Genomic DNA, 11550 nt, shown 5'->3' with positions numbered 1-11550 from the left:
CGTCTCATCGGTTGGCGGCCTGGGTCAGTACGTACTGCAAGAGGCTGACGTCGACGGCGTACGGCATGCCGGCGATGTTCGCGCAGCTGCCAGGCATCGCCGCGTTCATAAGCCCGCACTGGGCCCATCCATCCGGCGTTCGCACCCTGTACAGCGGCGGGCGATACCTGATGGTGAACGCCGCGACTCCGGAGGTTCCGCGGCTTTCGGCGAAGTTCGCTAGGCCGCTGATCAATCTGGGCGCGACGTTCAACATGCTGGCATAGAAAGGCGCACGCGGCGAGATTTTCCGCACGACGACAGATACCGAGTCAAGAGTTTGCTGAAATTCGCCGCCGAGCTGCGTCTCCAAATCGGCGACCATGGTGATCAGCGGTATGAGCCCGTGGAACAATTTGTCCGCGCCCAGCGCCGTTGACGCAACCTCTGGACCCACCTGCACCAACTCTTCGAGCGTGCTCTTCACAGTTGGCCTTATCACACGGACGGTCGAAGTCAACTGCGAGATGTTTTTCATGATGGAACCGATGTCTCCGATTGCCTGATCCGGCGAATCAAGCAGTGCTGACGCCTTGGTCAGCGCCATGTTGATGTTGGCTCCTTGGCCGCGCAACGCATGGTCGACGCCGTTGACGACGTCGCCGATGTTTGTTGACCCGTCAGGGTTGATCGCATTGGCGAACTTGGTCGACGCCCCGATAACCTCAGACAAGCTCTTAGGAGTGAACGACCGGCCGAGCGGAATGCAGCCATCGGCTGGCAGTTGAGTCCCGCCCTGGTAGTTGCCGACGAGCTCGAGTGAGCGGTCAGCAAGCAGCGAGTCCGATCTGATGACCGCCTTGACATGACTTGGGAGGGGCCGCTTTTCGGTCACGACAAAATCCACTCGAGCGCTCAGGTTTTCGGGGGTGATGGCGGTAATCTTGCCGATCTGCATGCCCATCTGCGTTACCGGGTTGTTGACATATAAGCCCACGGCGTCGGGCATGACAGCGCAGTACGCGAACTGCTGTACCTAGGCGCTGCTCGGCGCGCAGGAGCTACAAGGGAAAACCAAGGTTGACATGACCAGCGATGCCGAAACCCCCCGGTAGGTTCGATACACCCTCGATGTGCGCATCAGCATGGACTCCCTGGTATCGGAATGCACAAGTCGGCAGCCAACAGCGCGGGTCTTGCATTCTGGGCGTCAAGGATTCGGTCGAACAGGTTCTGCGCTCGCTGTAGGGCGCGCACCGTCAATCCGTTACGTTCCACAAACATCCGAGCTCTATGCTGATACTGCCGAATCCTTTCGATTAGTTCGAGTCGATGGATTTCATACGAGTCTGCAACCGGTTTGATTACCAACAGCGCTTCGCCTAGCCCATCGATCTGCGCCTCAAGTCCCTTGCCGTAGAGCACAAGGGTCTGCGTCACGATCGACATCTTCCGGACTAATCTGACAATTTCATCGCGATGATTATTCAGGGTCCACATATATTCATTGATCACATCTAGAATCGCGGACACCTGATCTTTTTGCTTCTCTATGGTCGACATGAGAGAGTTCCCGGCATCGATTGCAGTCGAAATTGCTTCCACATTTGTACCTGTGAGCCCTTGTTGTATTTCGTTGAGGGATTGGTTTATTGGCTTCGGATCGACGTTTTGGGTGGCTTTGGTCGTATCGGTAAGGGCTTGCATCAGGTTGTAGGGCATCGTCACGCGTTCTAGTGGAATCGGCTCAGCGCCCAAGGGGGTGTCGCCAATAGAATTGATGTTCACGTAGTAACCGCCGACTACCGTGAGCATGCGGACATCCACCTGTGACTCGTCACCGACAAACGCCCCATCTTTAACGTGCAGCTGTACCCGCACCCGGTTTGGTTCCAGCGAGAGATTCTCGATCGTTCCTACCCGGATACCCGCCATTCGCACTTCGTCACCTGGCCGAATCGCTGCGGCATCCGCGGTGTAGAAAGTGACCATTTTGCTTTGGCCGGGAGGTTTGTAACATCTCACCGGTTTCCACCTTGATGAAATGGTTCCCTGACCGCCCGGGGATGGCGACCGGTTTCGCCATCATGGGCTTCGGCGGTGGGGCACTGATCGCCTCTCCGTGGTCGTCGGAGTTGATGAAGTGGTTCGGCACCGATCGGCACGGCCTGGCGGCGACGTTCTTGGTCATGGGTGGGGTGTACGCCGTCTTGATGTCGTTGGGAGTCCTGCTGATCCGCGTTCCACCGCACGAATGGGACCCGCCCGTCGTCCGGGTCGCCGCGTCGAAGATGCCGCATGCCGCCGGGCCCGATCGCACCGCCAACGAAGCGATCAAGACCCCGCAGTTCTGGTTGCTGTGGATTGTGCTGTGCTTCAACGTCACTGCGGGAATCGGCATCCTGGAACGGGCCGCACCGATCTATCGGGACTACTTTCCCATGCCGGGTCTCGCGCGGCATTGACCGCGGCCGCGGCGGGATTTGTCGCGATGCTCTCGCTGGCGAACTCGTCGGGACGTTTGCTGTGGTCCGCGGCCTCTGATGCGGTCGGCCGCAAGAACATGTACCGGCTCTACCTCGGCCTGGGGGCGATGCTTTACGCCGTGTTGATCATCGCGCAAAACGCAAGCAAGCCATTGTTTTTGGTGGTATGCATCTTGCTCTTGTCGTTCTACGGCGCGGGGTTCGCGACAGTGCCCGCCTACCTGCGCGACCTGTTCGGCTACCTCGAAGTCGGGGCGATCCACGGCCGGCTGCTCACCGCGTGGTCGACCGCGGGTGTGCTGGGACCGGTGATCGTCAATGCGATCGCGGACAACCGCATTGCCGCCCATGTGGTCGGCCCCGAGCGTTACCGGTGGTCGTTCATGATCATGGTGATCCTGTTGCTGATCGGCGTGGTCTGCAACGAGCTGATTCGTACCCCCCCCCCCCGGGCCGCCCGGCTTCATTGTCTCGACGGTGGATACGCGAAAGCCCGAGTGCGTGATTTCTGGAGAAGCTGCACAATGAGCGATCAAACGGTCACGGCGACATCGCCCCGCGTCAAGCTGCTGGGCTTGGTCAGCCGGTTGTGGGTGGGCGTCCCCTTCACCTATGGCCTCTACGAGGTGGTGGCGAAGATCCCGGCTTTGTTTACCAACTGATCGGGAATAGCGTGGCGCGGCTGGCGCGTTCCCCCCGGCCATGGATTCTTTCAGCGAGAGCGAGCGTCAGGAATCCCTCCAAGCCAAGCACGTCGGCGTCTTGTCGGTGGCCGCCGACGACGGCCGTCCGCCGGCGAGCGTCCCCATTTGGTACGACTACGCGCCGGGCGGAAACATCCGGATCAACACCGGAGCTTCGTCGCGTAAGGCCAAGCTCATCGAGCGGGCCGGGGTGGTGACGCTCGTCGTGCAGCGGGAAGATCTTCCGTATCAATATGTGGTCGTCGAGGGCACCGTGGTCGAGACCACCAGGCCCACGTCGCTGGACGTCCGGGAAGAGATCGCGATCCGCTACCTCGACGAGGAGGGCGGCCGCGCATTCGTGAGCAGCATCGCCAATCAGGAGAGTGTGTTGTTCACCGTGCGTCCGGACCGCTGGATCACCGCCGATTTCTCCGACGGGCTCTAAGCGCGTTCCCCCCTGGCAAACGGCTAAGCCCCGTCATTCCGGGCGGCAACACGAGCACCGAGGTGCCCCGCGTATTTGCGGTTTGGTGCGCCGTCATGAGGGTATTCCCTAACGACTTCTCCTGACGAAAGGACCTCAGATGTTGCATTCGGTGATACTTGCCAGTTCGGATCCGCTTGCCGCAGGCCTCATTCTGCGTGGGACTAAGGGCATCTTCGTCGCCATTGGCAGCGTGATTGCCGCGATAGTTTGTGGTCTCATTGCCGCGATGAAAGGCCGCAATCCTTTGGGATGGGGACTTCTCGGGCTGTTCTTCTCGATCCTCACCTTGATCGTCGTTATCGTCATTCCGAGTAAGAAGTCGTAGTGCCCTTGGCAAATCGTAGGCTACCCTTTACGATCTTGATCGAATTGTGGGGTCGACGCGCTCGTGCGCGGTCATCAGTAGGTGGTCGTAGTCCGACTGTGAGCTGGGACGTGGACCGAGGATCTGTTCGGCCAGCAGCCGCAGCTTGATGTTGGCTTCCTGGGACAGCCACTTGAGCAGGTCGAAGGCCGCGTCGTCGCCGATGCCGTAGACCAGCATCAGCATCCCTTTCGCCTGCTCGATGCCGGCGTGCTGCTCGGCGATCTCGGCCAGCTGCGCGGTGACGAGGTCTTCACGCTCTCGGTCGGGCAGCGGGGAGACGTCGACGTAGAAACCGTGTGTTCCGATCACCTCGCCCTGGTCATTGTGTAGCTGGTCGCCGACGACCACCACGTGGCGCACCTGTCCGCCGGTGTCGATGATCCGATGGCGGGTGCTGAACGCCTGGCCGGTTGTTGAGGATCTGATCGATGGTGGCCGCGACCTGTCTGCGATCGTCCGGGTGTTTGTGGGAGAGCACGAGCTCGGTGGTCGGGGTAACGCTGCCGGGCTCGTACCCGTGCAGCCGTTGCACCTGCTCGGACCATTCCCAGTGCTGGTCGGAAAAGTAGAACCGGAACCAGCTGGCCCGCTGCGGCACACCGCCGGCCAGGGCTTGTTCGACGTCGGCCGACTGGCCGTTGAGGTCCCAACTCATTGCGGACTTCGTCTCCTCGGGTTCAGCTCACTGGACTCGACCGGCCGGTGCCGCGCGTGCATCGTTGATGGGGTAAGGAAAACATGCGGGAACTCGCGAAGCCACGACGTCGATATCGGGGGCGCTGACTGTTCAGCGCCCCGGTCGTTTCAACTGACATAACCGGTCCCACTCAGCAGTTTTACCCGCGGGGGCGGCGGTCGCGCAAGCGGGCCGCCGCCCCCGCGGACGATCAGGCGTTGATGACCTCCCGTGGTGCGGCATGGTCGTCGATGGCCTGGCGTCCATTGCCCCGGCCGACGGTGATTTTGCGCGGCTTGGCTTTCTCGGCCACCGGGATGCGCAGGCGCAGAACGCCTTCGGTGTAGGAGGCCTCGATCTTGTCGGTGTCCAGGTTTTCACCGAGCACCAGCTGTCTGCTGAACACTCCGCGTGACCGCTCGGCGGCCAGCATCTCCCGGTCGGGGTCGACGGCGGGGCGCTCGGCCCGTACGGTCACCACGTTGCGTTCGATGTCGATGTCCAGCGAATCGGCGTCGATGCCCGGCAAGTCGAACTCGATGACGAATTCCTCGCCGTCGCGCCACGCGTCCATCGGCATCACCGCAGGACGGGCGGCCGTGCCCAGTACCTGTTGGGCGAAACGGTCGAGTTCGCGGAAGGGGTCGGTACGCATCAGCATTGCAGCCATTTCTCACTCCAATCTGTTGCTGTGGGCTCACTTGATCTATGCCTTGAGGCATAGGTTTTATATAGCACCGTCGACAAATTACCGCAAGTGTGATAACAGTTTTTCTATGCGAGCAAGCAAGGAGGTGCTCGATGGCTGACCCGTCGGGGGCCACCGGTGCACCGTCGTCCGATCAGGGGGTCTACGGCATCTCGGTGGCTGCCGAACTGTCCGGCATCGCCGTGCAGTCGCTTCGTCTCTATGAGCGCTACGGCCTGCTCACGCCGTCGCGCAGCGAGGGCGGAACCCGGCGTTACAGTGCCGACGACATAGCCCGACTGCGGCGGATCAGTGCGCTGGTCGACGCCGGGGTCAACCTGGCCGGCATTGCCCGAATCCTCAGCCTCGAAGACGACAACGCGGAGCTGTCCGCGGCCAACACCGATCTGCGCTCGAGCAACCGCACCCTGCGTGACGCCGTGCGAGCCAAGCGCGACAAAGCGACCTAGGCGACGACCCGGAATTGTTGCGCCGTCGCATCGGCGGGGTCGGGCAGCGTCATACCCGCCTCGACACCCGAACGCAGGTAGTCGATCACGGCCTCATCGAGACGCTCGCCCGGCACGACCGCTGGGATGCCGGGCGGGTACGGCGTTATTTGCTCGGCCGAGATGCGACCGGCGGCCCGCGCCGCGGGCACCATCTCGGTCGGCCCGAAGAACGCGTCACGGGGCAGACACACGGTCTCGAGCTGCAAGTCCGCGGGCGACGGCAGTTGTAGCGAGGGCGGCCGATCAAAACCCCTTGCCGCTTGCCGCCATTCGTTCATCGCGGCTACCAGGCGGTCGGTGGTCTGCTTGTCGTCGGCGAACGACATGGTGGCCAGGACGCGTCGGTGATCGCTCATGCCCAAGTCGATGTGGCGGTTTTCCCGGAGCCAGTCCGCGGCCTGGTATCCCGATGTGCCGGTCGCGGCAATGTCCATCAGCACCTGCGTCCTGTCGAGATCGCAGGACGCCTCGGCGCCCAGTAGCTCGTCCTCGAGCACCTGCAGGTCGGCGATCTCGGCGAGGCGGCCCCGCAGGTCGCGGGCGAGGTCGAGCTCGGCACCGAGCAGATCGTGGCCCCGCTCGACCATCTGGCGCCGCCAACCATCGAGGGCCGCATAGACCATGACGTTGGGGCTGGTCGTCATCAGCAGGTCGGCGCACGCGGACAACCGGGTCGGGTCGACCAGGTCACCCTGCAAGTGGAAGACGGACCCCTGCTCGAATCCCGCACCCATCTTGTGCACGCTGACCGCGCAGACGTCGGCACCGGCGTCCATCGCCCACGTCGGCAGATCCTCGTGGAACGGAAGGTGGGCGCCCCAGGCCTCGTCGACGATCAGTGGTTTGTTGCGGCGATGGCAGACGTCGGCAATGGCGGCGATGTCGGCACAGGTGCCGTACGGGCTGGGGGCTGACGATCAGGGCCCCGGCCGCGTCGGGGTGTTCCTCCCATCCCCCCGCACCTGCTCCGGTGCGGGGGGATGGGAGAAGTGGTGCTCGCTGTCCCAGCGCGGGGTGATCCAGCGGGGCCGCACCCCCGAGAAGATCAGGCCCGCCACGATGGATTTGTGACTGCCGCGGGGGACCAGCAGCCCGCCATCCGCCCCGCCCGCGACGGCCATCATCGCGGCCTTCACCGACAGCGAGCTGCCGCACGTCGAGAAGAAGGCTGTCTCGGCACCCACGGCGTCGGCCATCAATTCCTCGGCGCGTGCCAGAAACTTCCCGCCCGCCCGGCGATCGTCGAGGCCGCCCGTGGCCAGCACGTCGTCGCGGAACGGCTCCTTGCCCAACACGGCCAGCACGCGTTCGTCGGCGCCGGCTCCTTGGCGGTGCCCGGGTGGGCTGAAGCCGTACCGGTTTTTACGGTGGTAGTCGGCCAGTGCCCCAGCAACGGGGCCTGCGACTGATCCATGGTCAACGGGGTACCCCACCCCGATGGCTCCAATCCGGCGACCGGGCACCGGGCAGCCCGCGGCCGCGAGGTTTCCCCCTCATGTGTTGCGGCAGTATGCGTTGCTCGCCGACGGTGAACGCGGCGTGGTGGTCGGGCCATGCGGCGACTATTGCTGGATGTGCTTGCCGCGCTGGCACAACGGGGCGGTGTTCAATTCCTTGCTCGGCGGCCCCGGCGTCTACGCCGTGGCACCCGACCAGCCGCGCTTCGTCTGGGGTGGCTATTACCTACCGCGCTCGCTGATCTGGGTTTCACGATGGGTGACCAACGACGGGATCGTCGAATGCCGCGAGGCGCTGGCGATGCCGAGCGACCACCACGCTGCGGTGTTATTGCGCCGAATTCATGCCGTGGACGGGCCGGCGCGCATGCACATCACCCTGGACGTGCGTGCCGACTTCGGCGCCCACGCGATGTCTGATCACTCTTGCAGCGAGGAAGACGGGATTCCGGTGTGGAGGGGTCGATCTGGACCCTGCCGATTCCGCTGGACGGCCGTCGACGGTGTGCGCGTCGAGGCTGACGGTGCGCTGCACGCTTTGCTCGACGTCGTGCCCGGACGCGATCACGACCTGGTCCTCGAACTGTCCGACCACGAACTCGACGCCTCACCGGCGCGGGCGATCCAGTCCTGGATGGCTACCGAAAGCTTTTGGGCGCAAGCGGTTCCGGACTTCGGTGACAGCCTGGCCGACGTCGACGCACAGATCGCCTACGCAGTGCTACGCGGCCTGACCGGCGATGACGGCGGAATGGTCGCCGCGGCGACGACCTCGTTGTCGGAGCGGGCCGACCAGGACCGCAACTACGACTACCGATACTGCTGGATTCGCGACCAGTGCTACGCCGGGCAGGCGACAGCCGCCGCCGGGGCCTATCCGTTGCTGGACGACGCCGTCCGGTTCGTCAGCGCACGCGTTGTGGCCGACGGCCCGCGGCTCAAGCCGGCCTATTCCGTCGACGGCATGCCACCGCCCCGCGAACAGGACCTTGACCTGCCCGGTTACCCCGGTGGCGTAGCCAAAACCGGCAACCGGGTGTCACGCCAATTCCAAACTGGACGTCCAGGGCGAGGCGCTGCTGCTGCTGGCGGCGACGGCGCGCCTCGATCGTCTCGATGCCTCGCACTGGCAAGCCGTTGAGACACTGGTGCAGACCATCGAACAGCGTTGGCGTGAACCGGATTCCGGGATCTGGGAGCTAGACGATCGGCGTTGGGCGCATTCCCGGTTGATGTGCGCGGCAGGGCTGCGCGGTATCGCTGCGTCGGTGCCACCGCGATCGGCCGTGTCATGGCAGCGCCTGGCCGATCGGTTGATCGCCGACGTCGGCTCGAACTGTCTGCATCCCAGTGGGAGATGGCAACGGGCTCAAGGGGATTCGCGCGTCGACGCGGCGCTGGTGTTGCCCTCCATTCGGGGCGCGCTTCCCCGGGACGACCCGCGTACCGTCGCCACGCTCGACGCGGTGCGCCGGGAATTGACCGAGCAAGGTTTCGTCTACCGATTCCGCCCGGACGATCGACCGCTCGGTGAGGCCGAGGGTGCATTTCTGCTGTGTGGGTTTTTGACGGCACTGGCAGAACACCAGCAGGGCAACTCCCTTGCGGCGGTCCGATTATTCGAGCCCAATCGGACCGCGTGCGGTCCACCCGGGCTGTTCGCCGAGGAATACGACGTCGGGCAGCATCAATTGCGCGGGAACCTGCCGCAGGCGTTCGTGCACGCGCTGTTGCTGGAGACCGCGCATCGTCTCACCTCACCCGGCAGCTGACCCGGGCGATCACTTCTCGACGTCGAAAAATGAGTCACCGTCTTCGGGCGTGCCGTCGACCTGACCCCGCGTGCGCCCGTAATCGTTGATTTCCATCCGATCCAGCTCGTCGTCGCCGATTACCTCGGGCCGACCGTAATCGCCTGATTCGTCCGCGCCTGGATTTTCGGAGTTCTCCGCCGCGAGCTTGTCGTCCAGCGACTCGTGGTCGTCGGCATCGATCCACCGGTTGGGTGGGTCGACCACCTCGTCGCCGTCGTCGTTGCGAACCTCGTCGGAGTCCAGGCTTTCCGACTGTTCCAGCATCTCGTCGTCGTTGTTATCCACGTTCGCCGATTGCCCGGCGCGGCAGGGCATTAAACGAGTCGCGGCTTCGAGTTCGTTTGGCCGCTGGCCAGGGACTGGCCCAGGGATGAGACATGGTGTCGAGCGGCTTATGCTTGCGGCAGTGCACCTCGGCGCCCGGTAACCGATCGTCCCGTGACAGGTGGCCCCGCGCCCGTAAGGGGGTGGGACATGCCGGACAAGAACAGCTCGATCGTTGCCCAGCTTGCCTAGCTTGTTGCCACTCTTGAGCGTAAAGGCACCGATACGGCCGCGGTTCTGCGTGAACTCATCGACAACGGGGCTCATCGCGTCGAGGGCTGCCGATACGCGGGGATCACCGTTGCCGACAGCGGCGCGGGGATATCCAACATCGCCGCGACACATCATTACGCAACCGACCTTGATGCCGTTCAGGACCGTTATCGGGAAGGGCCATGTGTCGCGGCCGCATGGGAGCACCACGTCATGCACATTGCCGATCTCGCCACCGACGCACGCTGGCCGCACTACCAGCAGTACGCGCTCGAGCACACGCCGATCCGGTCGATCCTGTCCTACGAGTTGTTCGTGGACGGTGGCACCACCGCGGCGCTGAACTTCTATGACGAGCAACCACATGCGTTCAGCCAGGACTCGATCGAGCTCGGCGGTGTGTTCGCCACCCACGTCGCGCTGGCGTGGTCGATGATGCGGCGCAAAGATCAGTTTCGCAGCGCCCTGGCGTCGCGGGACATCATCGGCCAAGCCAAGGGCGTGGTCATGGAGCGTTTCAACATCGATTCCGTGGAGGCATTCGAACTCCTCACCCGGCTATCGCAGCAATCCAACACCAAGCTGATCGATCTCGCCGCGGCGTTGATCGAAAGCGAACATCCGCTCAAGCGCCGGCATCGTCACTAGTCCTCGATCGAGAAGGGTGCGGGCCGACGTTCGGCGATCAGCTGTTCGCCGCGTTCGTAGTCTTCGTCGCGGTTGTAGGTCAGGACTGCGACCACCGCATCGCCGGACGAGTACCAGACCGTGAAGCCGCCGGGATGGTCGCGCAGCTCGCTGTGCTCGTAGCCGTCTCCCCAGGCGTGGTACTTCAGCGTGGCACCTCCCACTGACGTCCAAAATCCCGGCACGCCAACCCATTTGGTGAGCCATCGCGCCGCGCACGCACCCGCGACGGCGCCCTGCTCGGCCGCGTCCTGCCAGTGCTCGACGACCAGGTGACGCCCCGCGACCTCGTGCCGGGCCAGCGCCACGTCGCCCGCGGCGTAGACGCCGGCCGCCGAGGTGGCCATGTCGGAGCCGACGACGATGCGGTCGTCGCGAATCTCCAAACCCGCCTCGGCCGCGATGGCACTCTGCGGCGTAACTCCCGTCGCGGCTAGCACGAGATCGCAGTCGATCGTTACGCCGTTGTCCAGTCGCGGGCCGGCGTCGGTGATCTCCTTCACGGCAACCCCACCGACATGGCGGGCTCCGGCGTGAATCACCAAATCGCGCAGGCGCGCAGCGGCCTCGGTACCCAACCGCCTTTCTTGTGGAAGTGGTTGGGGGGGGCAACCAAAGTCACCGATACGTCGCGCAACGCCAACGATGCGGCCGCCTCGCAGGCGATGAATCCGGAGCCGATCACCACCGCGGAGGCGGCGGTGTCGGCGGCGTTGCGCAGCGCGGTGGCGTCGGCGAGCGAACGCAGCAACAGCGCCCGCCGGCCGCCCGGAACCGGTGGTGGCCCCGGCGCCGCGCCGCACGCCAGGATCAAGGTGTCGAACACATGTCGTCGATCGCCGGTATAGAGGGCATGCTCACCAAGGTCCAGCCGGGCAACCGCCGCACCGGTGATCAGCTCGATCGCCCGGTCGTCATACCACGCCGCGTCGTGCAATGCGACGTCGTCGGTCTCCCCGCGTAGGTATTCCTTGCTCAACGGGGGGCGGGCGTAGGGCAGATCGAGATCGGCGGTGAGGATCCGTACCGGTCGGTGACTGTCGTGTTCGCGAAACGTCTCCGCCGCGGCCAGGCCGGCGGGCCCACTGCCCACGACGATCAATCCCGACTCGGCCACTTCGGCGTGGTACCCCCGTCCGACGGGGATGAACCCCTGTTGGTCGTTTCGGACGGC

General features: G+C 64.2%; 12 protein-coding genes and 4 pseudogenes. 7 read left to right on the top strand and 9 right to left on the bottom strand.

All coding sequences use genetic code 11. The annotated features are described in order from the left end of the window. Positions 1–4 precede the first annotated feature (4 nt). Positions 5–988, bottom strand: a complete 984-nt coding sequence (locus T428_RS25945) for an MlaD family protein (protein ID WP_051465137.1) — start codon at positions 986–988, stop codon at positions 5–7. Between the two features lie 131 nt (positions 989–1119). Further along, on the bottom strand, positions 1120–1971 hold the full coding sequence (locus T428_RS0105695) for an MlaD family protein (protein WP_084298636.1): 852 nt from the start codon (positions 1969–1971) through the stop codon (positions 1120–1122). Between the two features lie 74 nt (positions 1972–2045). Here T428_RS0105695 and T428_RS35650 point away from each other — a divergent pair, with 74 nt between their 5' ends. The 4 genes from T428_RS35650 (at position 2046) to T428_RS0105675 (ending at position 3963) form a co-directional block, all read left to right on the top strand. Next, the gene (locus T428_RS35650; RefSeq protein ID WP_025735706.1) at positions 2046–2444 is read left to right on the top strand and encodes an MFS transporter; all 399 of its coding nucleotides are present in this window, start codon (positions 2046–2048) and stop codon (positions 2442–2444) included. Between the two features lie 26 nt (positions 2445–2470). Beyond that, positions 2471–3127 carry an MFS transporter gene (locus T428_RS35645; RefSeq protein ID WP_342666159.1) on the top strand — a complete coding sequence of 219 codons (657 nt, stop codon included), beginning with the start codon at positions 2471–2473 and terminating at the stop codon, positions 3125–3127. 40 nt (positions 3128–3167) lie between these two features. Then, a complete protein-coding gene (locus tag T428_RS0105680) occupies positions 3168–3596 on the top strand; it encodes a pyridoxamine 5'-phosphate oxidase family protein (RefSeq protein WP_025735704.1) in 429 nt (142 codons plus the stop codon). Between the two features lie 139 nt (positions 3597–3735). Beyond that, the gene (locus tag T428_RS0105675) at positions 3736–3963 is read left to right on the top strand and encodes a hypothetical protein (protein WP_025735703.1); all 228 of its coding nucleotides are present in this window, start codon (positions 3736–3738) and stop codon (positions 3961–3963) included. A gap of 27 nt (positions 3964–3990) precedes the next feature. Here T428_RS0105675 and T428_RS25935 read toward each other — a convergent pair. Next, positions 3991–4660 (bottom strand): annotated as a pseudogene (locus tag T428_RS25935) (PAS and ANTAR domain-containing protein). Between the two features lie 232 nt (positions 4661–4892). Next, on the bottom strand, positions 4893–5342 hold the full coding sequence (locus T428_RS0105665; protein WP_025735702.1) for an Hsp20/alpha crystallin family protein: 450 nt from the start codon (positions 5340–5342) through the stop codon (positions 4893–4895). A gap of 140 nt (positions 5343–5482) precedes the next feature. Here T428_RS0105665 and T428_RS0105660 point away from each other — a divergent pair, with 140 nt between their 5' ends. Further along, positions 5483–5839, top strand: coding sequence for a MerR family transcriptional regulator (locus T428_RS0105660; protein WP_025735701.1), 357 nt, complete (start codon positions 5483–5485; stop codon positions 5837–5839). On the opposite strand, the gene T428_RS34095 is transcribed toward T428_RS0105660, so the two are convergent. Both T428_RS34095 and T428_RS34090 read right to left on the bottom strand, forming a co-directional pair. Then, a complete protein-coding gene (locus tag T428_RS34095; protein WP_245604830.1) occupies positions 5836–6033 on the bottom strand; it encodes an Orn/Lys/Arg family decarboxylase in 198 nt (65 codons plus the stop codon). The two genes, T428_RS0105660 and T428_RS34095, sit on opposite strands and share 4 nt — an antisense overlap. Before the next feature lie 399 nt (positions 6034–6432). Next, a pseudogene (locus T428_RS34090) lies at positions 6433–7314 on the bottom strand (aminotransferase class I/II-fold pyridoxal phosphate-dependent enzyme); the annotation flags it as partial. A 4-nt stretch (positions 7315–7318) separates the two neighbouring features. On the opposite strand from T428_RS34090, the pseudogene T428_RS25925 reads away from it, so the two are divergent. After that, positions 7319–9110, top strand: a pseudogene (locus tag T428_RS25925) (glycoside hydrolase family 15 protein). A 9-nt stretch (positions 9111–9119) separates the two neighbouring features. On the opposite strand, the gene T428_RS0105645 reads toward T428_RS25925, so the two are convergent. Then, the gene (locus tag T428_RS0105645) at positions 9120–9467 is read right to left on the bottom strand and encodes a hypothetical protein (RefSeq protein WP_051465136.1); all 348 of its coding nucleotides are present in this window, start codon (positions 9465–9467) and stop codon (positions 9120–9122) included. Between the two features lie 159 nt (positions 9468–9626). On the opposite strand from T428_RS0105645, the pseudogene T428_RS25920 reads away from it, so the two are divergent. Then, positions 9627–10337, top strand: a pseudogene (locus tag T428_RS25920) (GAF and ANTAR domain-containing protein). On the opposite strand, the gene T428_RS35290 reads toward T428_RS25920, so the two are convergent. Together T428_RS35290 and T428_RS35285 are read right to left on the bottom strand one after the other, a co-directional pair. Continuing rightward, positions 10334–10954 carry an FAD-dependent oxidoreductase gene (locus T428_RS35290; protein WP_281173692.1) on the bottom strand — a complete coding sequence of 207 codons (621 nt, stop codon included), beginning with the start codon at positions 10952–10954 and terminating at the stop codon, positions 10334–10336. The pseudogene T428_RS25920 and the gene T428_RS35290 overlap by 4 nt on opposite strands. After that, on the bottom strand, positions 10915–11493 hold the full coding sequence (locus T428_RS35285; RefSeq protein ID WP_281173691.1) for an FAD-dependent oxidoreductase: 579 nt from the start codon (positions 11491–11493) through the stop codon (positions 10915–10917). The genes T428_RS35290 and T428_RS35285 overlap by 40 nt, the downstream gene beginning before the upstream one ends. Positions 11494–11550: the final 57 nt, after the last annotated feature.

Origin of the sequence: Mycobacterium genavense ATCC 51234, from assembly GCF_000526915.1 — a bacterium.
Classification (GTDB): domain Bacteria; phylum Actinomycetota; class Actinomycetes; order Mycobacteriales; family Mycobacteriaceae; genus Mycobacterium; species Mycobacterium genavense.
This window is presented reverse-complemented; position numbering and strand designations above follow the sequence as displayed.

Bases quoted from the DNA above. Each gene is read 5' to 3' on its own strand.
- T428_RS25945 (WP_051465137.1), bottom strand. From the start codon at position 988: ATGCCCGACGCCGTGGGCTTATATGTCAACAACCCGGTAACGCAGATG.
- T428_RS0105695 (WP_084298636.1), bottom strand. From the start codon at position 1,971: ATGGTCACTTTCTACACCGCGGATGCCGCAGCGATTCGGCCAGGTGAC.
- T428_RS35650 (WP_025735706.1), top strand. From the start codon at position 2,046: ATGGCGACCGGTTTCGCCATCATGGGCTTCGGCGGTGGGGCACTGATC.
- T428_RS35645 (WP_342666159.1), top strand. From the start codon at position 2,471: ATGCTCTCGCTGGCGAACTCGTCGGGACGTTTGCTGTGGTCCGCGGCC.
- T428_RS0105680 (WP_025735704.1), top strand. From the start codon at position 3,168: ATGGATTCTTTCAGCGAGAGCGAGCGTCAGGAATCCCTCCAAGCCAAG.
- T428_RS0105675 (WP_025735703.1), top strand. From the start codon at position 3,736: ATGTTGCATTCGGTGATACTTGCCAGTTCGGATCCGCTTGCCGCAGGC.
- T428_RS0105665 (WP_025735702.1), bottom strand. From the start codon at position 5,342: ATGCTGATGCGTACCGACCCCTTCCGCGAACTCGACCGTTTCGCCCAA.
- T428_RS0105660 (WP_025735701.1), top strand. From the start codon at position 5,483: ATGGCTGACCCGTCGGGGGCCACCGGTGCACCGTCGTCCGATCAGGGG.
- T428_RS34095 (WP_245604830.1), bottom strand. From the start codon at position 6,033: ATGGTGCCCGCGGCGCGGGCCGCCGGTCGCATCTCGGCCGAGCAAATA.
- T428_RS0105645 (WP_051465136.1), bottom strand. From the start codon at position 9,467: ATGCCCTGCCGCGCCGGGCAATCGGCGAACGTGGATAACAACGACGAC.